The 25,846-nt window shown below is 63.0% G+C and carries 25 protein-coding genes; 18 read left to right on the top strand and 7 right to left on the bottom strand.

The window, feature by feature from the left end:
* Positions 1-7: 7 nt before the first annotated feature.
* From C5B99_RS12190 to C5B99_RS12175, 3 genes are all read left to right on the top strand, one after another.
* Positions 8-1,456: a sugar porter family MFS transporter gene (locus C5B99_RS12190; RefSeq protein ID WP_104242459.1), complete on the top strand. Its 1,449-nt coding sequence runs from the start codon at positions 8-10 to the stop codon at positions 1,454-1,456.
* 102 nt (positions 1,457-1,558) lie between these two features.
* Positions 1,559-2,323: a GntR family transcriptional regulator gene (locus C5B99_RS12185; RefSeq protein WP_181065004.1), complete on the top strand. Its 765-nt coding sequence runs from the start codon at positions 1,559-1,561 to the stop codon at positions 2,321-2,323.
* Positions 2,324-2,896: 573 nt separating this feature from the next.
* Positions 2,897-3,193 carry a hypothetical protein gene (locus C5B99_RS12175; RefSeq protein ID WP_104242453.1) on the top strand — a complete coding sequence of 99 codons (297 nt, stop codon included), beginning with the start codon at positions 2,897-2,899 and terminating at the stop codon, positions 3,191-3,193.
* Positions 3,194-3,439: 246 nt separating this feature from the next.
* Here C5B99_RS12175 and C5B99_RS12170 read toward each other — a convergent pair whose 3' ends face one another.
* The 3 genes from C5B99_RS12170 to C5B99_RS12160 all read right to left on the bottom strand — a co-directional run bounded on the left by C5B99_RS12170 (position 3,440) and on the right by C5B99_RS12160 (position 5,656).
* Positions 3,440-4,099 (bottom strand): IS30 family transposase, encoded by a 660-nt coding sequence (locus tag C5B99_RS12170; RefSeq protein ID WP_258063243.1) that lies wholly within the window; start codon positions 4,097-4,099, stop codon positions 3,440-3,442.
* Positions 4,075-4,629 carry a hypothetical protein gene (locus C5B99_RS12165; protein WP_146081996.1) on the bottom strand — a complete coding sequence of 185 codons (555 nt, stop codon included), beginning with the start codon at positions 4,627-4,629 and terminating at the stop codon, positions 4,075-4,077. Before C5B99_RS12165 ends, C5B99_RS12170 begins: the two co-directional genes overlap by 25 nt.
* A gap of 67 nt (positions 4,630-4,696) precedes the next feature.
* Entirely contained in the window at positions 4,697-5,656 is a 960-nt protein-coding gene (locus tag C5B99_RS12160) for a tyrosine-type recombinase/integrase (RefSeq protein ID WP_104242449.1), read from the bottom strand.
* Positions 5,657-6,157: 501 nt separating this feature from the next.
* Here C5B99_RS12160 and C5B99_RS12155 point away from each other — a divergent pair.
* The 8 genes from C5B99_RS12155 (at position 6,158) to rsgA (ending at position 12,496) form a co-directional block, all read left to right on the top strand.
* Positions 6,158-6,529, top strand: coding sequence for a hypothetical protein (locus tag C5B99_RS12155; protein WP_104242447.1), 372 nt, complete (start codon positions 6,158-6,160; stop codon positions 6,527-6,529).
* Positions 6,530-6,573: 44 nt separating this feature from the next.
* Positions 6,574-6,837 carry a hypothetical protein gene (locus tag C5B99_RS12150; RefSeq protein ID WP_146080572.1) on the top strand — a complete coding sequence of 88 codons (264 nt, stop codon included), beginning with the start codon at positions 6,574-6,576 and terminating at the stop codon, positions 6,835-6,837.
* Between the two features lie 131 nt (positions 6,838-6,968).
* On the top strand, positions 6,969-7,265 hold the full coding sequence (locus tag C5B99_RS12145; protein WP_104242443.1) for a hypothetical protein: 297 nt from the start codon (positions 6,969-6,971) through the stop codon (positions 7,263-7,265).
* A gap of 606 nt (positions 7,266-7,871) precedes the next feature.
* Complete coding sequence (locus C5B99_RS12140) at positions 7,872-9,017, top strand: hypothetical protein (RefSeq protein WP_146081995.1); 1,146 nt, start codon at positions 7,872-7,874, stop codon at positions 9,015-9,017.
* Positions 9,018-9,038: 21 nt separating this feature from the next.
* Positions 9,039-9,980, top strand: coding sequence for an ABC transporter ATP-binding protein (locus tag C5B99_RS12135; RefSeq protein ID WP_104242439.1), 942 nt, complete (start codon positions 9,039-9,041; stop codon positions 9,978-9,980).
* Positions 9,981-9,987: 7 nt separating this feature from the next.
* On the top strand, positions 9,988-10,731 hold the full coding sequence (locus C5B99_RS12130) for an ABC transporter permease (protein ID WP_181065003.1): 744 nt from the start codon (positions 9,988-9,990) through the stop codon (positions 10,729-10,731).
* Complete coding sequence (locus C5B99_RS12125) at positions 10,731-11,486, top strand: ABC transporter permease (protein ID WP_104242436.1); 756 nt, start codon at positions 10,731-10,733, stop codon at positions 11,484-11,486. The genes C5B99_RS12130 and C5B99_RS12125 overlap by 1 nt, the downstream gene beginning before the upstream one ends.
* Positions 11,480-12,496 carry a ribosome small subunit-dependent GTPase A gene (rsgA, locus tag C5B99_RS12120; RefSeq protein ID WP_181065002.1) on the top strand — a complete coding sequence of 339 codons (1,017 nt, stop codon included), beginning with the start codon at positions 11,480-11,482 and terminating at the stop codon, positions 12,494-12,496. The genes C5B99_RS12125 and rsgA overlap by 7 nt, the downstream gene beginning before the upstream one ends.
* A gap of 191 nt (positions 12,497-12,687) precedes the next feature.
* Here the strand turns inward: rsgA and C5B99_RS12115 are convergent, their stop codons facing one another.
* A complete protein-coding gene (locus C5B99_RS12115) occupies positions 12,688-12,873 on the bottom strand; it encodes a hypothetical protein (RefSeq protein WP_104242433.1) in 186 nt (61 codons plus the stop codon).
* A 1,953-nt stretch (positions 12,874-14,826) separates the two neighbouring features.
* A complete protein-coding gene (locus C5B99_RS12110) occupies positions 14,827-15,444 on the bottom strand; it encodes a LuxR C-terminal-related transcriptional regulator (RefSeq protein ID WP_104242431.1) in 618 nt (205 codons plus the stop codon).
* A gap of 811 nt (positions 15,445-16,255) precedes the next feature.
* Here C5B99_RS12110 and C5B99_RS12100 point away from each other — a divergent pair.
* From C5B99_RS12100 to C5B99_RS12080, 6 genes are all read left to right on the top strand, one after another.
* A complete protein-coding gene (locus C5B99_RS12100) occupies positions 16,256-16,933 on the top strand; it encodes a hypothetical protein (RefSeq protein WP_104242427.1) in 678 nt (225 codons plus the stop codon).
* A 433-nt stretch (positions 16,934-17,366) separates the two neighbouring features.
* Complete coding sequence (locus C5B99_RS12095) at positions 17,367-18,347, top strand: AraC family transcriptional regulator (RefSeq protein ID WP_104242425.1); 981 nt, start codon at positions 17,367-17,369, stop codon at positions 18,345-18,347.
* Positions 18,348-18,570: 223 nt separating this feature from the next.
* Positions 18,571-19,281 (top strand): hypothetical protein, encoded by a 711-nt coding sequence (locus C5B99_RS12090; protein ID WP_104242423.1) that lies wholly within the window; start codon positions 18,571-18,573, stop codon positions 19,279-19,281.
* Positions 19,282-19,577: 296 nt separating this feature from the next.
* Entirely contained in the window at positions 19,578-20,153 is a 576-nt protein-coding gene (locus C5B99_RS12085) for a hypothetical protein (protein ID WP_104242421.1), read from the top strand.
* Between the two features lie 203 nt (positions 20,154-20,356).
* Positions 20,357-20,530 (top strand): hypothetical protein, encoded by a 174-nt coding sequence (locus tag C5B99_RS19335; protein ID WP_181065001.1) that lies wholly within the window; start codon positions 20,357-20,359, stop codon positions 20,528-20,530.
* 233 nt (positions 20,531-20,763) lie between these two features.
* On the top strand, positions 20,764-21,657 hold the full coding sequence (locus C5B99_RS12080) for an AraC family transcriptional regulator (protein WP_104242419.1): 894 nt from the start codon (positions 20,764-20,766) through the stop codon (positions 21,655-21,657).
* Between the two features lie 50 nt (positions 21,658-21,707).
* On the opposite strand, the gene C5B99_RS19825 is transcribed toward C5B99_RS12080, so the two are convergent.
* Complete coding sequence (locus C5B99_RS19825; protein WP_104242418.1) at positions 21,708-22,391, bottom strand: HEAT repeat domain-containing protein; 684 nt, start codon at positions 22,389-22,391, stop codon at positions 21,708-21,710.
* Positions 22,392-22,549: 158 nt separating this feature from the next.
* Positions 22,550-24,247: a ribonuclease J gene (locus C5B99_RS12070; RefSeq protein WP_104242416.1), complete on the bottom strand. Its 1,698-nt coding sequence runs from the start codon at positions 24,245-24,247 to the stop codon at positions 22,550-22,552.
* Positions 24,248-25,331: 1,084 nt separating this feature from the next.
* Here C5B99_RS12070 and C5B99_RS19500 point away from each other — a divergent pair.
* Positions 25,332-25,685, top strand: coding sequence for a hypothetical protein (locus C5B99_RS19500; protein WP_104307116.1), 354 nt, complete (start codon positions 25,332-25,334; stop codon positions 25,683-25,685).
* The last annotated feature ends 161 nt before the right edge of the window (positions 25,686-25,846 follow it).

Raw genomic sequence — 25,846 nt, 5'->3', positions numbered from 1 at the left:
AGTCATCATGACCGCAACTAAACCCGCAATCGGGGGCGCAACCGCGATCCCGCTGCCCAAGCTCACCAACGGACCGCACTCGAAGCGCCTCGGAGTCGTCGCCCTCATCGCGACCTTCGGCGGTCTCCTGTTCGGATACGACACCGGCGTCATCAACGGTGCACTCGCGCCGATGTCGGAAGAGCTGGGGCTCACCCCGCTAACTGAGGGTGTCGTCACCTCGTCGCTGCTTTTCGGCGCGGCAGCCGGCGCCATGATCGGAGGGCGCCTCTCGGACGGATGGGGTCGCCGGAAGTCGATCATCCTCCTCGCCGTGCTCTTCTTCGTCGGGACGCTCGCTTGCGTGTTCGCCCCGTCGTACCCCGTCATGGTCGTGGGCCGAGTGCTCCTCGGGCTCGCCGTCGGTGGCGCATCCACCGTCGTCCCTGTCTTCCTCGCCGAGCTCGCTCCCTACGAGATCCGCGGGAAGATCGCCGGACGCAACGAGCTGATGATCGTCATCGGGCAGCTCGCGGCCTTCGTCGTGAACGCCATCATCGGCAACCTCTGGGGTGAAGGCGACGGCGTCTGGCGAGTCATGCTCTCCATCTGCGCGCTGCCCGCCATCGCCCTGTTCATCGGCATGCTGCGGGTTCCGGAGTCGCCACGCTGGCTGATCTCCAAAGGACGCACCGACGAAGCCCTCGCCGTCCTCAAGACCATCCGCTCCGTCGAACGTGCCGAAGCGGAGATGGAAGAAGTGCGGCTCCTCGCAGAAGAGGAGAAGGAATCCAAGACCGGCGGGTGGGCGTCGCTCAAGAACAAGTGGATCCTGCGCATCGTGCTCGTCGGCATCGGACTCGGCGTCGCCCAGCAGCTCACCGGTATCAACTCGATCATGTACTACGGCCAAATCGTGCTCATCGACGCCGGATTCGACAAGCAGGGCGCGCTCATCGCTAACGTTGCACCAGGCGTCATCGCCGTCATCGGTGGACTCATCGCACTGCGCCTGATGCAGACCATGAACCGACGAACGACACTGCTCATCGGCTTCGCACTCACGACATCCATGCACTTCCTGATCGGGATCGCCTCGATTCTCCTCCCGGCTGGCAACCCGGCTCGCCCATACGTGATCCTCCTGCTCGTGGTGCTGTTCGTCGGGTCCGTGCAGACCTTCCTCAACATCGCCATTTGGGTGATGCTCTCGGAGATTTTCCCGCTCTACATTCGTGGCTTCGCGATCGGTATCTCGGTGTTCTGCCTCTGGATCGCCAACGCATTCCTCGGCCTGTACTTCCCCTCGCTCGTCGATGCGGTCGGCATCACCGGCTCGTTCTTCATCTTCGGAGGCATCGGAATACTGACGCTCATCTTCATCTTCTTCTGCGCCCCGGAAACCCGCGGCCGCAGCCTCGAAGCGCTTGAGGAAGACGTCACGACCGGCGCGATCTACACGATCCACAAGTCCTAGCTGGACACCCACGTCGCATCCGACCCCATGCAACAAGTCATGGGGCCGGATGCGACCACATACCCAAGACCAGCACATCTTCCAAAGAGTGGGATCGCCGAGATGAGTGTCTCGAAAGAACGCAACAACACAGCTTTCCCGGAAAACATCGCGCACGAGCTCAACACCGCATGCCTTCAGTCTTCAGCCGAGCCGCTGTACTCCCGTGTTGCCGCCGTGTTGGCCCATGCGATCCGAGACGGACGCCTGGCCCCCGAAACGTTGCTCCCCAGCAACGCCGTGCTCGCGGAACGCACCCGCATCGCACCGAGCAGAATCAACGCCGCGATCTCTTCCCTCGTCACGCAGGGCCTCGTCGTTCGTGCACCTGGCGTCGGAACAATAGTCCTGGACGCTCGCGAATCCACCAACCCCACTGGCATCTACGAGGAGCTACCCCCCAACGCGGGAGACGACATCACACGTCGAGTCGCGGTGGTCACCTCCCCTCTTCACGACGAGGGAGGCGAGCGTGCAACAGAACCAGCGAGCATCATCAACCGGACACTCTTCCGCAAGGGGCAATGCATCGCGCATCTCAGCAGCGAGGTCCCGATCTCCGCAGCACTGTTGGAAAAACACGATGTGTCGTCCATCGGGTTGTATCGAACGCTCGAGTTCCTCAGGCTCACACCTAAGCGCGTCACCCAGAGCATCGTGGCTCGCGCCGTGCGTCCGCACGAGCGTCTCGAGTTCGCCGTATCCTCCGAGGCCTGCATCCTCGAACTCACACGCGTCACGACAACACAGAACGGGAAGTGCGTCGAAACAGCCACACACCGCTACCTCGCCGACCACTTTAGCGTGCGCTCGACGCTCCTGCAGTAGCAACTCGAGACACAGATCCGGCGCGACTTTGACAAGCAGATGTCCCACGCCTTCAGTCCCCGAAGCCACTCACAGTGTCTCAACCACTCGGTAGAGACTGCGAGTCAATAGGGTTGACGGGTCCCAAAAAGGGGAGGAGGGTAATGACTGTAACGAACACCAGCCCCTCCTTCGTTTGCTCGGGCATTCATAGAGTTACTGGGCGAATCAGTCGCCTCGCTTCCTCATAACCGCTGTCTGGCGGTGTCTCATGCGATTTTTCTACTTCGGAGCACAAGCACAAGCACGCGAGATCGAGGACCGGCCCCTGGCTCACCTCAAGATCGCGGTTCTCTCCCTGCTGCGTGCCGGTCACAGCACGGCCCTCACCCTCGCTCGCCCTAACAGCCTCGGCGGGGGACGGGAAACCCTCTGGATGACACCAATGACGGACGTCCGCTTCCGGTTCATTGCCAGTCGTGCCATCAGCGTCGACGAGGCGTGGGTTCGTTCCATCATCGAGACCGCGAGTATTCCGAGCAGGCTCCGCTTGTGTTCACCGCCGTATCTCACCCGAACGCCAGTCCTCGCCTGATGATCGGGCATCCCTTCACCGGCATCACTGCTGGTGAGGTGGGGGTGAGCTGGACCGCCGATCTCGTCATCGGAGCGAGCTTGCTCGGTGCGGCAGCCCTCTTGGTTGCGGGAGCCTGGGTGTTCGTCACCCTCCGCGCCCGCTCGATGCGCAAAGCCCACATCGGGGCACCCACGAGACTCGCCCAAACTGCGACACTCAACCGCGTCGCAACGACGATCACGGCCGTCACCCTCACCGGCGTCGTAGCCGCGCTCGCCTGGCGACTCCTCCTGCAACTCGCGCAACACCCCTGACCCTCGCGGAACTCATCACCAACGTCATCGCCATCCACGCAGCCCCACTCGGCGTTTGCCTCCTAGGAGCCGGAACCGGCCACACATACCGGAAGCACCGCGCACGCAGGAACAGCGCCGCATAACCCTAGGGTTTCGCGACAATCCACTTGAAGCACCAGGCCCGTGGAGTGGGAGGCGGAATCTCGCGGCGGGCAGATTCTCAAAACCATGTTCCATAACCAACTCGCTGCGGACCTGGCGGATTCAGGTGGTGGTCGCAACACCGGACTGGATTGATGCCATCGAGAGTATCTCGGTGAGCACTTCGATGGGCGTGCGGTAGCCGTGGCGCTTGCGTGGTCGTCGGTTGAGTTCTGCGGCTACGTTCTCGAGGACCCCAGGCCCGTGAAAGCTCAAGTCCGTGCCCTTCGGGAAGTATTGCCGCAGCAGACCGTTGGTGTTCTCGTTCGAGCCGCGCTGCCAGGGCGAGTGTGGGTCGCAGAAGTAGGTCGGCATGCCGGTCGCGAGGGTGATCTCTTGGTGACGGGCCATTTCTCGCCCTTGATCCCAGGTCACTGAGCCGCGCAGGCGCTCAGGTAGCGTCTTCATGGCCGCGATCATCGCGTCCGCGACGTACCGGGCTCGGCGGGTTTCGAGGTGCAGTGCGGTGCCGAGCCTGCGTGTGGCCGCCCCGTTAGCCGTAGGTTCTACTTGTGTCCGGCCCTTATGGAGCCGATGGAGGAGTCCGTGGGCGCGAAGTGTGCGCAGAGCTGCGCGGGTGCGGGATGCGTCGAAGCTGCGCCTACGTGTGGCCTCGTCAGCAGTGACCACGTCTGAAATCAACTGAAAAGACCAGAGGGCCCCTCCGGATGAGGGGCACTCTTCGTGATTGCTGCCGGTTACGTTGCAGCGCGCATGCGCCATCGTCGCGCGACCGGAACCTCCTCGCGGATCCACGACGTTGTCGTGTTCACACCTGTCGGCCAGTAGACATCGCGTACTTCGCGACCATCCTCGGTGGAGCTGCAGTACACCTGCACGAGTGGGGTAGGAGTCTGGGCGGCGCGCTCGTTGACCCACAATCCGGAAGTGAGAGCGGGGGGAGCTGCTGTTGCTAGGAGCTCCTGACGCTGGGCGGGCTGCAGCTGCACCCAGCCCTGCATGTCAGCGCTGAGGGACGCGAAGACCTCGGCGCGTGCCAGTGCTTCCACTGGCGCTCGCACTGCTTCGAGCGACTCTCGCAGTGTCGCGGCTGCGGCCATGGCCAGTGCTGATCGGTCGCCCTCAGTGGGCGCAGACCGCAGGCGCTCGAGCTGCAGAACGAGATGTTCGGTGATGGCATTGAGTCGCCCCGCGACGTCGAGAATGGCGTTCTCGACCTCAACTGGCGAGTGGAACAGGTGAAGGTGGCCGTGCTCGTCCACGCCAGCTGGATCCAGAACGGTGCCGGTCATCGAATGAACCCCTGCCTGGAACGGTGGTGCTGTGACTGTCATGTGTTTCCTCTCGAGGTGTCGAGGCCTAGCCGGCCTTTTCTTCGCGGACCGGGATGCTGGACTTGATGACGTCGATGCTCCAGCCATGCTGGGCGAGCTTCCCAGCGAGCAAGGTGGCCTGAGATAGCAGCTTGTCGAGCGGTTCACTTGAGCCGCCCTCGCGTGCGTTCGCGAAACTTGTTGCCTCGGTGATGGCTGCGGTACTTCGTCGATCAAGCTCCACGTAGACCTCGGTGGTCGCGAGCGAGGAATGCCCCAAGAACTCTTGCGTTGCTCGGATGTCCTTCGTGCGTGTGTACCCCGTTGTGCCGGCTCGATGCCGCAGCGTGTGAAGGCACTCCTGCGGCATCATGCGCTTCACATACATGTAGACCGTCTGCGGGTGGAGATGTGAATCGGCCCACCGCCCAGGGAAGTAGAAGCGCACACCGGGAGCAGTCTCGGCTTCGATCGCGCGCAGGAGGTGCAGGGTGATGTCATCCAAGATCAGGACGCGTTCGCGTTGGCCCTTGCCCACGACGGTGAGTTCTCGATCATTCCGAGCCATGAGTTTGAGGGTGGCAATTTCGTTGCGTCTGAGTCCCATCGTTGCAGCCAGTGCAAGGATCGCACGCTCCCGCATGGAGGCCTTCTCGAACGCATCCAGTACCAAGTCGTCAGGAGCAGGGCGGCGGTGTCTCTTCTTCGGAATCTTGACGCTCGGAAGATCGCGGCTGGCGTCGGCTGCGCCCGGCACGGTCAAGGCGCGCCATTGGAAGTAAGACCGGAAGCTAGCCCGGATGCGCTTGCTGTACTGGGGTGCCCAGGTTGCATAGTGGTCGGCCATGTACTCCAGCAGGATGGCCGGCGTGGCTTCCTCGACGTCTGAGCCCGTTGATCGCTCGAACCGTTCGAGGTCCCCGACTCGCTGCGCGATTGTTCCAGGGGCTTTCTGGCCCGCAAAGAGGTATTGCCGATAGCTCGTAAACTTATCTTTCACCAGCATGTCCTACCGTGCGGTCGGTCACGAACACGTCTCGAACGCTGTCGTGACGCAAAGTGGGCCATCTGCGTCGCGTCAGCGCCTGAAGCTCTCATGACTGAGGACCGCAGACAGGACTAGCGCTACCGTGAGGAGGGGGAGTGTTGGACCGGCTGGAGCTGGAGGCGACTCCAGGGAATCTGAAATGACATAACCCGCGGGTCGTGGGTTCGAGCCCCACCGGGCCCACCCTTCTCCCTGCTGGACAGCACGCAACGGCGCGTCGGAAGCTCCACCCGCATCGGGTGCGGACTTCCCAGCGAGTGACGCACCTCGCGTGGAGTTCGCCCCGACCGAGCACGATGAAGCCAGACCTTGGCTTGCCGTGCAGTTCTATCCGACGCTCGAAGCTGCGCTGCGGGACTCTCTGCCTGCGGAGGATCGAGAGAAGACCACGGGGTCGGTCGCCTCATGAGTTGTGGCAGTGTCCTGCGTCGATCCACGTCGGGCGGTTACGATCGGCGCATGAAGGTCGATCAACGGGTACACGTCAGGGACTTCCGCCCTTTCGCGGTCGTCGATGACCTGTGCGAGCTCCGCGGGCCAGCATCAGGCGTGGTGACGCTCTCGCACGCGATCTACTGGGGACCGAACCGCGACTTCGACATTGGTGACAACAACCGGGCCGCGGACGCCTACACGGCGATCTTGAACGAGGGCACGCGCACGGACGTAATCGAACTGATGAACGCGCACCGGCTCGAGCGGGTGTGGTCCGTGCTGACATTGCCGTGGCGAGTGCTCGATGAGTGGCAGACTCGTCACCCGGTTCTGCACCAGGATGACGCCGAGCTCCTCGTTCGACTGGCCGCCTTCGCAGCAGTGCCGAGCGCATGAGCTCCCACAAACCGAACGACCTGCCACCGGAACCCTTCCCGTGGATGAGCACGAATCGACCCTCCGGGCCGTATCGGATGACCCTGAGGACTCCGCTCAGTGAGGCGCTGCTGGGGTCGTTCCTGCTGGTGATGGCTCTCCTCTTCTTTGTGACCGCGATAGATGGTGACTCCACCGGCGTCGTGGTGGTGGGCCTCGGCATCGTCGTCATCGCGGGCGGCGCCGGAGTATTCATGCTCATTGTCGCGATAGCGCGTGCGCGCTGGTTCCGGGCCTTTGAACGAGCCCACGGCCGTCGACCGTTCTGACCACCGGTCGCCGAACGGGAGTCGCTGAGTGAAGGATCGCCCGCACCAGATCCCCGTCCGAGGCGAACGCTTGCCGCCTCACACGCAAAGACACCAAGTAGTCATTCACGGCTTCTGCACCGGGACTGGGCGTGAACGAGCAAGTCGCACGCCAGCGACGCATCACGACAGCGCTCCTCGACGCGCTCGGACCGCACGGGTTCGCCTTGAGCGGGGCCGGAGCGCTGCGCGAACATGGCATCCTCGAGCGCCCGACCGAGGACGTCGACCTCTTCTGCGAGCAGAAGAGCGACGCCGACTTCGCGGCCGCAACCTCACGCGTCAACCACCCGCTCAGAGACACCCAGTTCTCAGCGCAACGCGTGACCGACGTCCTGGGATCTCCTCGCTTGCGCGTGACCAGCGCTGACGACAGGCCGGACCGATGAAGCCCAGGTACAGCAGCCCGCACCCGTCTAGCTGGCCCATCTGAGGCGAGGGAAAGGCTGGAGCTGCGCCTGGCATGCACTGGGTAGTGATCCGGGGCGGACGCGGAGCTCGATGGCTGCCGCGATAGCCCACGCAAGACGGGATCATCATTGCGCAGATGTGGTCGGCCTCTCGACACGTGCGTCGGTCGAGGATGGACCGCGTGCATCGGGGCACACATCCGACATTCATGGACCTGATGCAGGAATCCCGACCGAACGGTTTGGACCGGGACGGAGCCTACTCCGGACGCGGGTCGCTAGGCAAGAACGCGCCGAGGGGTGCAGGAAGGTCTGAGCACATTTAGGAGAAACTTGATGAACTTCTCGAGGGTTGCTATCTTTCTCGAAGCGAGCACAAGTTCGCAGTAAGAAAGGGGAAACAAGTGAAGACACGCATGGATGATTCCATCAAGGAACTCGACGAGCTTCAGCCCGTCGTCTTCGGTCAGATCCTCGCCGCATGGGCGCACGGGGGCAAGGTCATCTAGTCAAGTCGGGACGGGGGTCTGTGGTTTTCCACGGACTCCCGTCTCCTCATTCGAGAACGAACAGCTGGGAGATGCTTTGCATTTTGAACAAGCTGCTGGTCACCTGCTTGAGGTGTTGCCAACAGTTCAGCCCGCCATGCGCGAACGCGCTGAAATTGTGCTTAGGCTTCACGAAAGAACTCTAGTGGCATTGCCGCCACGGACACTTTCCGCGCCGTACTATCTGACCGACCTCGGCGTTCGTCTCTTCGAAGACCCTGCGATTTATTTCCGTGCATATCTCTCCAGGTCAAGACTGGTTGAAGAGTATTCCATTCAAGAAAGCCACAGCCACCTTCGCGCCGTGGATACCCAGGAGTTGGCAGAGCACCTGGACGCCTTTATTCTTCTCACGGGAGATTACGACACCGTCGCTGATGTCGTGCGTCTCAGGTACGCCCAAATTCTCGCCTCATCCGACTACCACTTGCAGATGTACGCCGCCACGGCCCTAGCGGCTGCAGGTGACTCAGGGTGTTTGCGGCTATACGACGAAGCGGAGCTCAGTTCGAGCTCCAGCGTCAACAAGATCGCTTGTCGGCACCGTAAGGCAGTCGCTTTGGTCAAGCGATTTGGCGATCCAGGGCGTGCTCGCGGGATTCTTGAGCAAGTACTTTCGGACCTGGACGAAGGGAACGAGAGTCTTCTGCTCACGACCAATGAGCGTCGGGGGCTTCGCTCCTTGGCGCTGAATGCGCTCGGCTTGGTGAGTGTGAGAGAGCGCAGCTTCCAGCGCGCACACACAGAGGTGCTGTCCGCGCTCCAAGAGGCGAAGCTGATCGCGGACGTGGCCGGCGAGACCGATGGCGAGCTGGCCAGGTACGTTGCGCAGGAGCACATCAACCTCGCCCAGCTCCTCGCTGGTGCGGGTGACCACCGAGGTGCGGTCGAGACTCTGGAGCAGAACGTCGAGTTCTGTGCCGACCTCGCGCCGAGCTACCTCGGAGAAGCCCGTGGGACGCTCGCCTACGCGCTCTATCTCGCAGGCGACTACGAACGCTGCCAGAAAGAAGCCCTGAGTTCCGCGATTCTTGCTCGAGACCAAGGCAGCCCGACGCGCATCCGGGTAGCGCGTAGAGTGCTCGTCGGCGCGCTCTACAAGTCAGGATCACTCAAGCAAGCGCGACTTGCGCACGACCGCATGGAGGCTGATGTTCTGGGTGAAGACCTCGTGCCGGTCTAGAAGTTTCTATCGGGGGTTCTCGTGATCAAAATCGATCGTGTCTCACGCTCATTCGGCGCAGATCAGGCGCTCAAAGCTGTGACACTTGAGATCGCAGGCGGTGAGCTGCACAGTCTTTTGGGGCCAAACGGTGCTGGTAAGACCACGCTGTCCAAGATCGTCTCTGGTCTCTTGCTGCCCGACTCGGGTTCGGTGGCGATCGGGGGTCACGACATGGCTACTGATGCGCGATTGGCAAGAGCCAGCGTGGGCCTGGTCCTAGGTGGGGACGGGGGCTTTTACGGGCGCGCGACTGCGCGCGACAACTTGCTCTTCTTCGCCGACGTGGCCGGCCTCAGCTCGCAAAGAAGGCGTCCACGGGTTGAGGCTGTCCTTGAATCCGTGGCGTTAGCCGACCAGGGGCACAAGCGTGTGCGCGAGTACTCCAGAGGCATGAAGCAACGCCTGCATCTCGCTCGGGCGTTGCTTGCCGAACCGCCCGCGCTCGTGCTCGATGAAGTGACCAGCGGCCTCGACCCTGAGGTTGCCGTCGAGATCCGGTCGCTCATTCGGTCGCTGAGGACGAACGGTACAGCCATTCTTCACACCACCCACCTCCTGGGCGAGGTCGAGAGTCTGGCGAGCAAGGTGAGCCTCCTGAGGGCGGGTGAGGTGGCGTTCTCTGGCACGGTTGACGATCTCGTTGCGATCTCGGGCGTGGGATACGTGACGACTTTTTCGTCTCCCGATCGGTTTGAAGCTGTTCAGGCGCAGTTGGCCCCCTTGCCTCGAACAAACCTTGCGTCAGAGGTGAGAGAGTCCATGCGCTTCTTCACGTTGTCATGGACCGACAAGCCGGATGAGGAGGGCGTCGTCAAGCTTCTTGGGCATCGCCCCGCCGATCTCGTTTCAAGAGCAGCGACGCTTGAAGAGGCTTATCTGGTTCTCGTGCAAGCGAGAGAAGATTCGGTGTCTGATGCGTGATGTTCGGATGCTGTTCTTCCAGCTAAGACAGTTCGCCGCGAACTCGTACTTTCTCCAGCTAATGCTCACCGCCACTATTGTCTCTGTCGTCATGCAGTACCTGGTTCTGGCCGGTTCTGCCCAAAGCCCAGGGGGCGAAGAGTTGGTTTGGCTGCGGGCGGGGCTCGTGGGTGCTTGGACCGTTGCCACCAGTGCAGCCGGAATCCTCGGCTTCCAACGCTTTCAGGGCGTGCTTGTCCCTTTGTTTCAGTCGCCTCTTGGTGAATCTCGTGCGCTGTTTCCAGTGATCGCTGCGACTGCTTCGTTCGGTGTCTCCGCTGTCCCTGTTGCTGTGGTTATCTCGCTGATTTTCGGCCTCCCAGTGGTGGTCTCGGACGTGGGTGTCTTCCTCTTGGGTATGGTGTTGTTTGCGCTGGGGGCGGTTTCAATGTCGCTTGTGGTTGCACTCCTCTTTGTGCTCACTCCGAATGCGATCACCTATGAGGGTTTTTTGGCTATTCCCATTATCTTGCTCTCGGGAATTTTCGGGTATCCGGCCTCGGTTGCACCGGCGCTCGAAGGTGTCTCGACCTTGATCCCGATAGCCCCGGCCATTCGGGTGCTCGAGAGTTCACTTGCAGTCCGTGAGTTCGGCGCGCTGGACGCGATAGCGTCCGCTGTTTGCTCGATAGTTTGGTTGATGGCTTCAGGCTTCGCGATGCGGAGCGTTGCACGACGGGTGCGGCGCGATGCGAGCGTGGAGGTCTCCTGATGGCTCGCCTCATGCATGCGCTCCGTATGGCGCGGATCAACTCAGTTTCACTCGCTACCCCCGGTACTGCAGTCACCTCGCTTCTCCTCGTCCCCGCCTTCGAGGTGGTGCTTCTTGTGGTCGTGGCGCTTGGGCTGTCTGGTCGAATCGAGGTAGATACGGCCTACGCCTCAGTCGTGGTCGTGTGCGGAGGAACGATCATCGCGGGTGTCGTCGGCGAAATCACGAGAGACCGGAACATCGGCGTCCTGAGCGCGGTCATCAACCAGGGACTGAAGCAACCGCTCTACTTCCTATCGAAGGTGCTCGTGCCCGCCGTGAGCGGAATCGCAGTCGCTACGCCCGCCATTCTCCTTGTCTTTGTGGTTTCAGGGGGCGACGACTGGAACAAGCTGCTGTCGGTTCTCGTCATCCTTCTCGCGCTCATGGTGAGCGCTTCGTTCGTGGGCGTCGGTGCCGCGCTGCTCACCCTCGGGGGAAACGATCCCTACGCTGTGGGCAATGTTCTTCAGGCGGTGCTCGCAGTGGGTACCGGGGTGCTCCTACCGATCGGCCAGTACCCCATGGCACTCCGTATTCTCAGTGAAATCTTGCCGTTCACCGCGCTGGTACAGGGCATCCGCGACGGCCAGGTGCTCAGCGCCGTAACTCGCGAGGCGTTGACCGTCGGGGCATGGTCGGTTGTCGCGGCTTGTCTCGCGGGTTGGGTGCTTCATCGCTGGCGCTCCGGAAAGGTGAGGGAACTCTTGTGGTGAAGCTTGAAGCGCTGGGTTGGGATGCGCGCTGGCAGTTCCAGCTCGACACCTGGAGCGAGGCTCCGGGGGTCAGGGCTGGTCGAGTGTCTCGTGTTGATCGGGATGCTGTGTCGGTCCTGTCTGCCCGCGGAGCCGAACGCATGCAGGTGAGTGGTGCCGTGGTTGGGGATTGGGTTGCGATCGCTTCCGACGCAATCGAGATCCTGCCAGCGAGGACCGAGCTGCGACGAGGTGGCGACGCGCGTCGTGTGTCCGACTTGGCCATTGCCGCGAACATCGACACCGTGGTCGTCGTGGAGCCACTTGCACCGGATGCGAACAGGAACCGCATCGAGAGATTCGCGGTCCTCGCGACAAACTCTGGCGCGAAGACGCTGGTACTCCTCACCAAGCGTGATCTTGTCTCAGATCAGGCTGCCCAGGACGCCGTCCAACTCATCGCAAGCCTGGGACTGGAAGCTGTGGCTCTGAACGCCACTGATGTTGACGAGGTGCGCGCGTTCTCAGCCCGCATGTCCCCAGCAGAGACGTACGTATTCGTCGGCAGCTCGGGCGCCGGCAAGAGCACGTTGCTGGGCAGCGTTGTAGCTGGGCAGGAGTTGGCGACCGGTGAAGTCAGGGGGGACGGCCGCGGGAAGCACACGACGACGTGGCGGGAGCTTTTCCTGACCGACGCGGGAGCACTCGTTATCGACACTCCCGGTGTTCGTAGCGTTGGAATGACGGGGGACATCGAGGGAATCGAGGCGTCGTTCGAGGACATCCAGGAACTCGCAGGGTTGTGTCGCTTCTCCGACTGCACTCACGAAGTCGAACCGGAGTGTGCGGTCCAGAGAGCCATCGAGCAGGGGGACCTGGACGAGGACCGACTTCGCAGATATCTGAAGCTGCGGAAGGAAGCCGAGTCGCACGCTGCCCGCGCAGCGGAGCAGGGGCGCGGCGGCGAGCGCGCGGCTACCAAGGGGCGCAAGCATGCCATGGGCGTTCTCATGCGCGCCAAGGGGCGGTAGGGCGGTACCCGGGGCTGCGCGAGCGCCTCGACGCCTGCCGGTACCGTCACGGCCGCCAACCGTCGATGCGCGGAGACGCGTGACCCTCCCGTTGCGCTCGCAAGACCCGGAATCGAACGGGTGTCGAAGCGACCTTATCGAAGCTGCGGCTACTGCCTAAGCTGCCTTCTGCCGGTTTGATCCGACTGAGTTCATGCTTTCAGCCACGCGTTCCCGTCCCCAGGGCCGTAGGTGATCGGGCCGTCGCTGCGTCCGTTTCCCGTGCCCGCGACGGTAAAATTCTGACCTGCGTTGTTGATCGTCAGTGTCCCCATGTCGTTGCCGAAAATCCATTCGAACTCGATGTAGAACTCTACGAGCCCACTGTCGAGATCCATGAAGGTGCGGAGCAGTAGCGGTTTCCCGGCTTCGACTGACCAAGCTGGGTCAACGCTCGGGGGTGTTTCGGCCGTGCCATATCTCGATCACCCTGCGGTCGTGGATCTCGCGAAGGGGCATCCCACTCCATCCGATCTCGCAAGGCTCGGCCCGACGCTTCTCGCCAACTGGCTCGTCGACGTGCCCCCTCCTCGCCGACTGACGAGCATGCCGAAAGTCGGCGTTAGAGCACCTAAACGAAGAAAAGGTTCCCTTTAACGACACCAGTGTGACATCGAGGCAACGGGTCGCTATGACTGTTGATGTTTGAACAGATGAGCATCACGGATAAGGGGACTACTCAATGAACGACAACGACAGATCGGTACCGCGGCGAACTCTTGTGCACGGGGCAGCATGGTCAGTGCCTATCCTTGCGATGACAGCCGCGGCGCCGGCCTATGCGGCTTCACCACGTTGCGCCGTCCCGATTCGGTCAGTCAGTGCGACTGCGACGGTAGCGAATCTGAACTCGGCTCTGGCCGCCGTCCCAGATTCTGTTCCGACCGGGGCCAGACGGATGCATTTCGTCGTCGTCGGCGGGCAAGGTGGCGGTCCTTTCGGGCTAGGCGCGCGCGTCGAAGGCGACATTCAGGTGACTCCCGGCCAATCCGTCAGCCTCATTGCTGGAGCGGGAGGTGAGACTGGCTCATCCGGACGTGGAGGCAAATCTGCGTACGGAAACGGCGGCGACGGAGGGACTGGGTTCGAAGGGCTCAGGGGGTCCGGCGGAGGTGGAGCAAGCGCGCTCCTCCTCGGCGGGGGGCCGATCGTCGTCGCGGGTGGTGGGGGAGGAGCCTTCTACAACCGAGGACCTTTGAACGGCACTCCACAAGCCGGTCTGTATTCCGGCACTCTCTTCCAGAACTTCACCGCCACGTCCGGCGGATCATCGGCAACATCAAATGGCGGTTCTTCTTATGCCGGGACCACAGCCACAGGACTTTCCGGAAGTACCGGAGCGCTGGGGTGGATGGGCCAACGGCCCTCGACGAGCACTCCACCTACCTCGAATCAGGTAGTCCTGATGACTGGTGGAGGAGGTGGGGGCAGCGCAACGGCACCGGGTGGTTCTGGAGGTCCGAACTGGGTCAGTGGGCCAAACTTCACCGTTTCCTCATCTGTGTCCGGCTTTTCAGGAAGCGGCAGCAACGGTGGCAATGGTGCTATCGACAGTGCATCGATCGGGGGCAGTGCTGGCGGTGGTGGCGGTGGTTACCGCGGTGGCGGTGGCGGCGGTTCAGCTGCGGCAACGTGGAACCAACCCCCAGCTCCTTACAATGGTCCGTATGGAATTGGCTCTGCTGGTGGAGGTGGCAGCAGCTACAGAAATGGCTCCTTCACCAACCTCACAATCGTGAGTGACCCTCGGAGTGCGCCATCGACAGGAACCGGGAACATGGGCTTCGTAGAGGTCACCTTCTACCCCTGCTAATGGACCGTGCTCACACCCGCCGGCGGCCGTAATACTGGGTGGGCATGGCCGTGCTCGTCACGGACACCACGATCCGTCTCGCGGACGCGGCCACGAGATCGGACGTCCGCACCGAGCGTCATTTGTTTGTGCGGGTGAGATTCAGCTCAGCGGACGAGTCGATGGGCCCATGACACAAGGCTCTCGGCGAACCCTCACGTCAGTGATCGCCTCGAGTGGCGAACGACTATCGGCGACGATGACGTTCTGAATCCGGTTGGCGACTTCATCTTCAACCTCACCGAGGCAGGCTGGGCGGGGAAGCGGTGGAGATTGGTGTGTTGGTGCGGACCCGATCGTTCTTCACTTGGATGCCGTTTGAGGTGACGAGCCTCTGGAAACGTGACCCTGGACCGCACCGTCCGGGGGTCACATCTTCGGCCGCGCTGCGTGTGGACACCGGGCGCAAGCTCCTGGAGCAGTTCCGGATGCCCCCAGATCAGACCTCTTCCACCAGGTAGCCCGCGGCGAGGAGCCCAGAGCGCAGCTCCTCTCTGCTGGAAACCACCAACCCGTGGGCACCGAGGCGGTGGCGTGCTCGCTTGAGGTGGGTTCGAACAGTGCCGGGCCCCAAGGCGAGGAGCTCAGCGATCTGTTGTGTTGTTGGTGCCGCCCGGCTTGCGAAGAGCGCGGCGATCTGCAGCTCGCGATCTGTGAGCCCTGGGCGAGGGAAGTCGTTGGAAGAACTCGGCGGGCTTGCGAGTGCGGCCCGGAGTGTCCCCAGGAATTGCTCCCAAGTCGTGGTCGTTCGGCGAGCCACGAAGGATGCGCCCTCGAGACGCAGCCGCGACTCGATAGTGGTGTCTTCGGAGTTCACCAACACTCCTACTCGAGTTCCCAGGCGGGTAATCGCTCGAACTTTCAGAACGGCAGGGACGTGATCGATTAACTCGGCGGAGAGCACGACCAGATCCGCGACCTCGGCGCGAGCCGCCGAGAAATTCACCCATGTCTTTGTTCGGACACCCACCTCCCAGCTGCTGTCGGATGCCTCAGGCGAGTGGCGCAACGCATCCCAAATAAAAATACTCTCATCAATGACCTCAATCAGGGTCATTCGCAATACACTTCAGCATCGGTTCATTCATCCATCGAGATACCCGGGGGTTTGCGAAGATGCGGCGAGAGGGTCGAGTGGAAATCGAGGTCACTCCGCGCTGGCTTGTCTGCACTGACCAGCGACTCGAAGGTGAGTGCCTCGGGCAGGTGCTGAAACGGCGCATGCCTTTCTTGCGTGATCCACTGGTCGCAACCGTGCCAGCTGTCGCCCTTGAAGGGCCTCCTGTCCACTTTGCAGTTGTGAGTTCGAGTTTCACGACCCAGAATGCTCTCCCTCGATTCATCCGTGAACTCTCGTCCCGCGGGACCAGGGTTCTTCTCTCTACGAAAAACAGCACTTCAAGTGCCGCAGATGCCGCGGCTCTCGCAGGTGCCGCCGCCATCTATGACACCAACGGGGGAGTAGGTGAGTTCCTCGATGCAGTCAGGTCCACGTTGGCGAATCCCAGCCCGAGTCCGGAGCCGATCGGCTCCACGTGGGGTGGCTCGGTCCCGGCGCGGAGCCTTGCACTCACCGTCGCTGAGCAGCGCGTCGTCGACACGCTCTTCACCCCTGGCGCAACCACCGCGTCTACTGCGCTCACGCTGGGTCTCAGCGTGCAAACCGTGCGCAATCACTTGACGAACATACGAGGGAAGCTCACTGGCACCCCGACAAGCAATCTCACATCACTTCGTTTCGCACTTATCGATGCTGGCTTGATCGACCATTACCCTAGGTCTACTAGTAGGACTGGGGTAATGCGCGATCTGACGTAGGCGCAGGTGGTTTTCTTCAGGTGAGAAGGTTCACCTAGCGAAGGAAGCCCGTGTCTGAGAATCAGGGTCCAACATCACCATCTCGGCGAAAGGTGATTCAAGGTGTCGCGTGGTCGGCACCAATCATCGCAACTGCCGTGGCCGCACCATTGGCGGCCGCGTCTGAGCGCTGGAATGTGGCGGTCGGTCAAGGGTGCCTCATCGGAATCGTCGGCCTCGATCTGCTTCCTGGATTCCGCATTACGGAGACCACCAATACACTGCCGCCCGCAACCCTGACGTTAACGCAGTCAATTGTCTACTCCGGTTCTTACAACTTCGTCTTTTCGGCCGGCGAGGGTGTCCAACGCACTGCAGCGCAAGCGATCGGGACGACAAACCTCGGCCTGTACTTCGTCGCCGGAATCGTGAGTTCTCTTAGCAGCAATGCAACCGCGACCGCTTTCAGCGGAAGCTTGGCGAGCTCCACCTACCAGGAGACCGGTCGAGGTTCGAATGGTCTCGGCGGAACCCGAGTGGACTTCACGATGACCCGGAGCCGCACCATCACCGTCACGAATCTGGGTGCAGGTGGATCTGCAGGTATCGGCTACCTGATCAGCGCCGGCGTCACGCTTCCAGGAGCGTCTGTCCGGAACGTACTCACCGCCAACCCTGGTTCTGGGGGTCTCATCACCACGGACAACTCCGCGACACTCGACTGGGATCTCCTCAGCCTCGGCTGCTGACCAGGTCTTCGGTCTCCGACGCCGCGGCTGACGCACGCAGGCCGCCCTCGGGCGGACGCGGGCGAGTCCAGCTCGGGTCGGCCCGGCTTGCCGCGTGCCGTCTCGAGCCAGGGGACGCGTGGGTCGGAGGCCTGCCGGATGAAACATATGCACTGGTTTCCGCCGGGTTCTGGGGGAGAGTTGCTGCGCATTTTCGACCGGCACCACGACGGTAGGCATCAGGCTGTCGAAACGCACTCCGGACGGAATGTTCTGGCGCACATCGGGCTGATTTGACCAGGCCCGGATCAGTCGAGCGACTCGGTGCCCGCTGTGGCCCAGCTCTTGCCGAGGACGGCGACCGCGTGAGTCCGGGCATAGCATGATCATCTCCGCGCCGGGGCTCTACGGCACGACAGTCAACCCACGCGGGGAGCAGGGGAGCACCTGAGGCATGGATACCTATGATCAGCGCGGCGCCCGAGGTGTCAGCCTGGCTGGCGATGCAGCCCTGGCCTGGTTCGCTCGCGGGCAGTGCGACGCCTTCCCACAAACTCTGCCGCTGCGCCTGCACGCCGACTACTCGCATGTGCACGGGTTCCTGATCACTCGTATCTGGCACACACCGGTCCGTCTCGACCTGGTCGCGGACCCGGTGCCTGATGACCGATTGACCGTGATCGTCCCGGTAAGCGGAGTGCGAGTGCTGACGACGCAGAAGGGCCGCTTCGAGATAGCGCCCGGACAAGTCGTCCTCAGTCGGCGGAGGCAGATGCTCTCGTTGGAGACCAGCGCGCCCTCCTCGATGATCACGCTGGCCACGGATGCTGCGCGTCTGCCGGGGCTCAGGGGCATCGACGCGCTCATGGACACCACGCTGACGGCAGATTCTGGCCTCGTGTCCGTCCTGGTCTCTGCCGTGAACGCCACGCTCAAAGCGCCCCAGGAGACAGAAAGCAACGCATTCGCACCCTGGCGACGCAGCCTCGAGTACATGCTCACCGCTGTCATCGACTCCACGCTCGATGAGTGCAGCAACCCCCTCGATCAACCCACCACGAGCATCCTCGAGCGCGCCTTGCGAGCCATCGACGACCGAGCGCACGATCCTGCCTTCGGCGTTGCCGCCCTCTGCGAGGACCTGCACGTCTCGTCCACCAGTCTGCACCGGGCCTTCAAAAACGTTGAGATGAGCCCAGGTGTGTATCTTCGAAACGTTCGGACAGGGCTTGCTGTCGATGTGCTCACCAGACAGGGCTCCCCGATTACCGAGTCGATGCTGCGCATGGTCGCGCCGGGTGTGGGCTTCGGAACGAGCCGATCACTGAGAAGAGCGCTGCAGGCCAACGAAGAGGGGCGACGGCTCATCAGCGGCACCGGCCAGCACCGCGAGGATGGGAAAGAAGCTCTCGAAGCGCATCCTGGTTCGAGCTGACGCGGTCGATCGCCGTGCAGCGTCGCCGACCGGCCATGCGACCTGCGATGTGAAGTGCATGCATACGCATTCAACGCGGTTGTAGCTTCAACAGGTCATAGACCCCCACCCTGCGCAGCGCGGGTGAGTGCGGATTCTGTCTCTGCCACGTCGTAGAGCACCCACTCCAGAACCCTGCTGCAGCGCCCTGTGGCCGTCACCGCAGCCTGAATCCGGAGCACCCATGTCATCCCGCACCCCCGAGCCCACGTCTTCCGCTTCGACCAGCCGCCGCACCGTCCTCAGTGCCGCCGCGTGGAGCGTTCCCGTCATCGCCCTCGCAGTCGCCGCCCCAGCTCGTGCAGCGTCGACGCTCGCTCCCGTCCCGGGCATCAACGGATGGATCCAGTTCGGCTACCCCACCTCGAGCAGGGGGACCGCGCGGGTCACGCTGGACGCCCGAGGTCGGTACCCGGAGCGCGGCCTCTGGATCAACGACACCACCGCGGCGACGAAGGTCACGGACATGCACCTTGCCTTCCACTTCCCGAGCGCCGCCGGCGACCTGTCGTTCGCGGAGGAAGGAACCTCGGCCTGGTCGCCGCTCGTGAAGGTCGGGACGATTGCCATCGACGGCGTCCGATACAACAGCTACCGCTCCGACTACACCGCGAAGCTCCCGCTCTCGCCCGGCCGAACGCTCATCCCCAACGACTTCTCCTTCCGATCCACCAGGAACGTGGCCTGGAGTGGAGCCCGTCCCTATATCGACCGGTTCGTCACCATCGATGGCACTGCGCAGTCCTTCCGTCGCCAGGTTGGCGGCAACGGTGACGTGCTCGCCACGGCGCCCTACTCCGGGACGCGACAGACGCGTCTCTCGCAGGCCGAGGTGGCTCCTGCATTGGTCGATGGTGCCCTCGAGGATGCGGAGATCGCCAGCGTCGTCGCGTGATCTGAAGACGGCGGGGTTCGGGTCGGCGCAGGTGCGCGGGGCGGCTGGTTCGTCCCCGCGAACGGACGGGAACGAACCAGCGTCGAGCATCATCTCGCCCCAACGTGATGCTGCTCGAACTCGGGCCTACTCCCCAAAGCGCCCGAGAGGTCACCGCAACGCTGTCGCGTGTCGCAGGTGCGTGGCCATTGTGGCGTGGAGGCGACTGCAGCGCGGGGCCGGATCACATCCGATGTCGCATCGGCGATACGTCGCCGTTGGAAACGGGTCTGGCTGTCACGCACCACAATGGGTGAATGTCGACGAAGCGCAAGCGCAGGCCCAAGAGGCGCACGGTCCAGGCTCCGGCCGACCAGCCGACCTACCGCATGAGCGCCCGGCGCATGGTGGGCATCACCGGCTCCTTGGTGGCGCTGATGGTCCTTCTGCTCCTGGCCGCGGTCGCGAGCCTCCTGGCAAGTGACGGGTCCGGGTCGAGCACCGGCGAGATGTGGGGCGTGGTCGCACTCGTGGCGGCGTTCGGTCTCCCCGTTGCCGCCGCAGCGATTTTCGGGGGTCTGGCGATTTCGCCCTGGGGTTGGGTCCCTGGCACGATCTTCGGCGTTGGGTGGCTGGCGCTGCTGATCCACATCACGAACGATTCGTTCCATCTGCTCTCCGACGGTCAGGCTGTTGGGCCGCTGATCTATCGGGAGCTGGCATGGCAGGCGACGGGGATCGGCGGGCTGGTCGTCGGCGGCGCGCTGTATTTCGTCGCCGGCTGGGCGAGCGACGTCCCGATGTGGATCGGCGGGACAAGCGGAGGCATCTCGGTAGGCAGGCGTCGGAGCAAGAGGCATGGCGCACCTGCAGAGCCATTCGACGAGTCGTGAGGACTCGGAATGACGAGTCGATCGACACCGCTGCACTGGAGACCTCACCCATCGAATGGACCTTCCTGAAGTAGGGAACTGTTGCCGCCACCTTCAGGACGCTCGGGCTGATCCTCAGCCTCACGAACATGGCCCTCGCAGACTGGGTTTCGCGTGGTTGTCAAGGGGTTGGGCGGATATATATAGCTAGCTAAACTAGCTATATGACTTCGGAGACGATTGATCGCACGGCAGCGGTGGCACCGACCCCTCCTGCTTCTGAGGACTATTGGGCGTCGTACGAGCGCCGCGTGATGCCGCGTGAGTTCTTGGCTCTCGGTGCAGTAGGCATCACCATGAGCATCGGTATCGCCGTTGCGATCGCTGCATTCTTCTGACATCCAGCAGCAGCTCGAAACAAGAGTGCTCAGGAACCACCCACAAACGCGAGGCGGCGCTCGCCCGAGACCGTGACGACACAGCCGTTCTTCGCGATGACACACCGGCCACATTCGGGGTGAGTACGGACGTCGAGCTGTTTCCATGCCGCGGAAATATATGGTTTGGCCCAGCAAGTCCCGACTACCGGCGCGGGATCTTCACGGCGTCGTGGGCACGGAGGCTTCTCAGAATGAATGCGGAACTCGACATTGCTCTGTCTGGCGATCATGCGGGCGAGTGGCTGGAAGCTCATGGCGTGCAGCCGATAGCACTCGGCGAGGACTTCCGGCTCTTCGCGGATCTGATCTCCAGTCCCAGCATCAGCGTCACCCGGATCTGGCACACGCCCATGGAAGTCCGGGTCCGCCCGACGCACGAGACCGGCCTTGATCGCGTCTATCTGAGCTTCATGATGCGCGGAACCCTCAGCGTCATCGAAGAAGAAGCAGCAGAGTCGCCGCAGACTGGAACACCTCCGATCTTCGTCCACGACACGGCGCTTCCCGCCGGGATCCGCACCGAGGAGGAATCGAGCAGGTTCGTCTTCGGTATCCGGCGATCAAAGATCGAGGCTGTTCTGGGGGCGGATATCTCCGACGGCCGCCCGCGTATCCCGGACGCGAGCCTGCGACGCGTTGCTCTCGCCGCCGCTGCAGCTTCCTTCGATGGCCAGCTCGAGGAAGACACACTTCCCTTCCTGGCCTGGCGAAACGCGATCGAGACGCTGGTTATCGCCGCTCTTCGGTCGACGATGCAAGCTGCCGGCCCATCGGGGGCGCTCCTGCAGCGTGCACAGCAGCTCATTCTGGACCACGCGAGCGAACCCGATTTCTCGGTCGCCGAGCTCGCCAGCCGGGTGGGAATCTCCACTTCGCACCTGCACCGCGTCTTTCGCACCATCGACACGACTCCGGCGACGGCCCTCCGCGAAAGGCGCCTCAGCCTTGCTCGCGACCTCATGACTGCTCAAGCAACCCCTCAGGATCTGAAGGCGATCGCACTTCAGGCTGGCTTCAGAAGCCTGCGCATGCTCCAGTACGCGAGGCGGATGTACGCACACGAGAATGCCGTTGCTGGCCGGTAGCAGTGCTCTTGCTCCCCGTTCGCGCCGTTCGGGTCCGGTCCACTGCTCGGTCAGAGGAGCGCGGAGAGGCGCTTCTTGCGGCGGTTCTGACTGACGATCCAAGCGATATCTCGATCCGCGGGGTCGAGTGCGAGGAACGCCGTCAATCCCGTGGTGGGGCTCGCTGCGACGGCGATGCTCCAGCAGTATCCGAGTGCCTGACGCAAGGTTCGCGCGTCTGCGTTCCTCCTCCGAGCCCCTGACAACGCCGCGTACTGCTCGGTGACGTGTTCGCAGGCCGTGAGCGCCGCATCGGCGACCTGCGGATTCTTGAGGAGGCGGGGCTCGCAGATAGCGGCGATGGCGGCTCGCTGCCTGAGTGGGTGGGGGTCGTCGGCCCAGTCCTGCACGATGCGCACGAGGGTTTCCGGATGCTCGTCTCCAAGCAGTTGGAGTCCGATCGCCACGCCTTCTCTCACCCTCCACCGTTCGTCCGTCGCCAGTGTCCGGGCGCGAGCTTCGAATTCCGGTTCGCTGGAGCCGTAGGAGAGGGCGGCCGCCGCACACATCGCCGTGTATTCACTCCCATCCCTCAACAGGAGCTCGATGGTGAGGGCGTCAGCCGTGCTGGCGACCGCAGAGGCGAGTGAGAGGTTGGCCCGAGGCCCCGGAAGCCCGGAGTTTTCCTCAAGGAACGCAGGCCAGTCTTCCCGCGCGAGTGGGCGAAGCTGGGAGGTCCATGTCGGTGCGGCCATGGTCTGACACTACGAGGCGAGAGAGCCATTGCCCCACGCGAGCAGGGGTTAGAAAAGCGACCGATGAGATGGGGAACCCCCATCTCATCGGCCAGGGGGCGGGGAAGCTCGATTCGAGCCCTCTCGGGGTCGGTCGGGTGCAGCCGCCAGGGAACGGATCAGGCGTCGACGACGATGGCCGTGACGATCGGCTCGCGGCGATGGCGGCGCAGGAGCCACTGGGAGACCGCCCGCGTGATCAGCTTCTCGAGCCCCTCCGGGGTCAGGCGAGCACCGTTGGAGCGGGCCTTCGTGATCGCTGCAGAGATAGTGTTCCGGGCGTTGCTCTGCCAGCCGGGCTCTTCCACGAAGCCCTTGGCGAAGAACTCGAGCTCTTCGACGAGTTCCTGCGTGCGCCCGTCGTAGATCGCGAGAATCGTGAGCGCGCCTTCTTCCGCGAGTACCCGTCGATCATCGAGAGCGGCGTCGGTCGCGACGCCCATAGTGGTGCCGTCGACGAAGATGTGGGGTGCCGGGATCCGGCCGCTGACGCTCGTCACGCCGCGTCGGAGATCGACGGAAACCCCATCCTCGATGATGTGGACGCGGTCCCGCGGGATCCCGGTCCGAACGGCGATCTCAGCGTTGGCCGTGAGGTGACGCCACTCGCCGTGCACGGGCAGGACCGCGGTTGGCGAGAGGATGTTGTAGCAGTAGGCGAGCTCGCCGGCGCTGGCGTGTCCGGAGACGTGCACCTTCGCATTGCCTTTGTGTACGACCGTCGCGCCCCACCGGATGAGTGCGTTGATGACGCCGTAGATGGCGTTCTCGTTGCCCGGGATCAGCGAGCTCGCGAGCAGGATCGTGTCGCCTTCACCGACCGTGATGATGTGCTCGCGGCGCGCCATGCGCGAGAGCGCCGCCATGGGCTCACCCTGCGAACCAGTGCACACGAGGACGGCTTGCTGGGCGGGTAGCTTCTCCAGGCGCTTGAGGTCCACGATGATGCCCGCCGGCACCTTGAGGTACCCGAGACGCCCCGCGATCTCCATGTTGCGCACCATGGAACGCCCAACGAACGCGACCTTGCGGCCGTGCCGTTCCGCGGCATCCAGAATCTGCTGAATGCGATGGATGTGGCTCGCGAAACTCGAGACGACGATGCGCTTCGGCGCGTTCCGGAACACCTCGTCGATGGCGGGCGCGAGGTCCCTCTCGGACGTCGTGAAGCCCGGAACGTCAGCGTTCGTGGAGTCGACGAGGAACAGGTCGACCCCCTCATCAGCGAGGCGGGCGAATCCACCGAGGTCAGTGAGCCGGTTGTCGAGCGGGAACTGGTCCATCTTGAAGTCACCAGTGTGGAGGACGAGGCCCGCTTCCGTGCGGACCGCGACGGCGAGACCATCCGGAATGGAGTGGTTCACGGCGAAGAACTCCAGATCGAATGGCCCCATCTTGACCCGGTCATTGGCCTCGACCTGGGACGTCGGGGGCTTGATGCCGTGCTCGGCCAGCTTTGCGGTGATGAGCGCCAACGTGAGCTGCGATCCCACGATCGGGATATCCGCGCGCTCCTTCAGCAGATACGGGACACCGCCGATGTGGTCCTCGTGGCCGTGCGTGAGCACGATCGCCACAACATCGCTCAGGCGATCTCGGATCGCGGCGAAGTCCGGGAGGATCACGTCGATGCCCGGCTGATTCTCCTCGGGGAACAGCACACCGCAGTCGATGATGAGGAGCTTGCCGCGGTATTCGAAGACCGTCATGTTCCGGCCGATCTCCCCGAGGCCTCCGAGTGGAGTGATACGCATCGCATCACCGGGGAGGCGCTTCGGTGCTGAGAGTTCGAGGTTGTGCTTCGAAGTGTTCTTCATGGGTACTTTCTACAGAGTCTGGGCGGGCGGTGACCCGGTGTGGGGCCGCACGCAAGGTGTGGGTCGAGCGAAGTCGGTTGCCGGCGAGCCGCGAGCTACGACCAACACCAGGCACGTTCGACCAGGAGGAGGACATTGGCACTCCGGCCGCTTCGTTGCTGGCGAAGATAGCTCTGCGGCTGGCTTGAACGCCGTTCGATTTCCGTGCTCACCGCGGGGAATCGCCGTGGCACAGCTGGGCGGCTGAACCGTTGCTCGCCCCTACAGCCTAGGCGCGCCTGCTGAGTCCGCGGGTCATGAGTGCTGCACCTGGACGCAGCGATCTGCGCCCCGAAAGCCGTGCGCCTGTCTGGCGGCGGCAGTACAGGTGAAGCGACTGAGCGCGCCTGGCAGCGGGGAGAGGCGGCGTCAGAGCTCGCAACATCGGTTTCCCGAGAATCTCTGGTCGCGCGGATCGACGTCGACGACCAACCTCAGGCCGCCAGTTCGTGCTTGCTCAACTCGGTAATCTCGGATCACTTCTTGCGTTTTCGGACCATTTGCGCACGTTTCGGTCACGCAGGTCGAATCCGGGATCTCAGCTGGCCGCGATCGCTGGCACCGCCGTTAGGTTCGCTCGAGAAGACAGCGGGTTTCCCGAGACACGGGGGTAGAGATTTCGCTGGAGGGGTTAGGAAGAATACACATGCAGAACTCGTCTCAAAAAACCGGTGACAGGCTCATCGGCCGTCGAAACGTCGTGCAGGGGGCGGCGTGGGCGGCGCCAGTCGTGGCCTTCGCGGTCACTGCCCCACAGGCGGTGGCTTCACCCTGCGATCCGATCGATGCAACGCTCACCGCGACGTGGGCGCAGCTGCAGCCCGAGGTGCCATTCTTCACGGAAACGCTCTCAGGAGCACCGTGGGGCACGCGGACCAACGATTCCCAGACGTACGGCACCGTGTATACATCGGTTAACTTCTCGAATACTGGCGTCGATGCCGTTCCAGCGGGTGGACTTGTCGTCTTCGTGGGGCTTACCTCCAACCCGGGGACTCGGAATGCGGATGCTACGCCCTTCTCAGGATTCGAGAGTTCCCCCTTCGTGAGCGACGACTGGGAGTACATGGACACCACGATCAGTGACGGCCCATCGGAGATGGGGGGATACCTCAGTCGATTCGACGTCAAGCAGTACCGATACAAGAAGCCCCTGGCCCCCGGCGCTACGACCTCGGGCATCCAAGCCTGGGCGATCCCGTCTTCGCCGCGGCCCAAGCGCGAGGATTACGGCTCCAACTGGACGGATTCGCCCCCAGCGATCGGCGCAAACTACGGTCAGGTCTTCGGCGCGGGCGGGAGCTATTTCACCTGCCGAGATGGGTCGTCGAGCCCTGTGAACGTCTCCAGCGAGGAAGTGCTCTCGGACAAGTGGGGGGTCTTCTACCCGCATGCCTGAGCACCGCGGAGTGCCGTGGAGTTTGTTGCCGTCGACTCGAGGGCATCGTGTGATCTTGTCTTCGTGTTGAGATCAGTCTGACCACGGCCTGCGAAGGCGAGCGAGCCTCGAGGAGCATTGCTGATGCTCCTCGAGGCTCGCTCGCCTTTGTCTCGTTCTCC

Origin of the sequence: Pseudoclavibacter sp. Z016 (genome assembly GCF_002931215.1) — a bacterium.
Lineage (GTDB): Bacteria > Actinomycetota > Actinomycetes > Actinomycetales > Microbacteriaceae > Pseudoclavibacter.
Note: the sequence above shows the minus strand (reverse complement) of the source record. Positions and strands in the feature narration are given on the sequence as shown.

Bases quoted from the DNA above. Each gene is read 5' to 3' on its own strand.
- C5B99_RS19825 (WP_104242418.1), bottom strand. From the start codon at position 22,391: ATGGCCGCACCGACATGGACCTCCCAGCTTCGCCCACTCGCGCGGGAA.
- C5B99_RS19335 (WP_181065001.1), top strand. From the start codon at position 20,357: ATGACTTCGGAGACGATTGATCGCACGGCAGCGGTGGCACCGACCCCT.
- C5B99_RS12170 (WP_258063243.1), bottom strand. From the start codon at position 4,099: ATGGCGCATGCGCGCTGCAACGTAACCGGCAGCAATCACGAAGAGTGC.
- C5B99_RS12090 (WP_104242423.1), top strand. From the start codon at position 18,571: ATGTCATCCCGCACCCCCGAGCCCACGTCTTCCGCTTCGACCAGCCGC.
- C5B99_RS12130 (WP_181065003.1), top strand. From the start codon at position 9,988: ATGCTGTTCTTCCAGCTAAGACAGTTCGCCGCGAACTCGTACTTTCTC.
- C5B99_RS12175 (WP_104242453.1), top strand. From the start codon at position 2,897: ATGATCGGGCATCCCTTCACCGGCATCACTGCTGGTGAGGTGGGGGTG.
- C5B99_RS12160 (WP_104242449.1), bottom strand. From the start codon at position 5,656: ATGCTGGTGAAAGATAAGTTTACGAGCTATCGGCAATACCTCTTTGCG.
- C5B99_RS12110 (WP_104242431.1), bottom strand. From the start codon at position 15,444: ATGACCCTGATTGAGGTCATTGATGAGAGTATTTTTATTTGGGATGCG.
- C5B99_RS12150 (WP_146080572.1), top strand. From the start codon at position 6,574: ATGAGCACGAATCGACCCTCCGGGCCGTATCGGATGACCCTGAGGACT.
- C5B99_RS12125 (WP_104242436.1), top strand. From the start codon at position 10,731: ATGGCTCGCCTCATGCATGCGCTCCGTATGGCGCGGATCAACTCAGTT.
- C5B99_RS12190 (WP_104242459.1), top strand. From the start codon at position 8: ATGACCGCAACTAAACCCGCAATCGGGGGCGCAACCGCGATCCCGCTG.
- C5B99_RS12165 (WP_146081996.1), bottom strand. From the start codon at position 4,629: ATGACCGGCACCGTTCTGGATCCAGCTGGCGTGGACGAGCACGGCCAC.
- C5B99_RS12070 (WP_104242416.1), bottom strand. From the start codon at position 24,247: ATGAAGAACACTTCGAAGCACAACCTCGAACTCTCAGCACCGAAGCGC.
- C5B99_RS12080 (WP_104242419.1), top strand. From the start codon at position 20,764: ATGAATGCGGAACTCGACATTGCTCTGTCTGGCGATCATGCGGGCGAG.
- C5B99_RS12115 (WP_104242433.1), bottom strand. From the start codon at position 12,873: ATGGATCTCGACAGTGGGCTCGTAGAGTTCTACATCGAGTTCGAATGG.
- C5B99_RS12155 (WP_104242447.1), top strand. From the start codon at position 6,158: ATGAAGGTCGATCAACGGGTACACGTCAGGGACTTCCGCCCTTTCGCG.
- C5B99_RS12085 (WP_104242421.1), top strand. From the start codon at position 19,578: ATGTCGACGAAGCGCAAGCGCAGGCCCAAGAGGCGCACGGTCCAGGCT.
- C5B99_RS12185 (WP_181065004.1), top strand. From the start codon at position 1,559: ATGAGTGTCTCGAAAGAACGCAACAACACAGCTTTCCCGGAAAACATC.
- C5B99_RS12095 (WP_104242425.1), top strand. From the start codon at position 17,367: ATGGATACCTATGATCAGCGCGGCGCCCGAGGTGTCAGCCTGGCTGGC.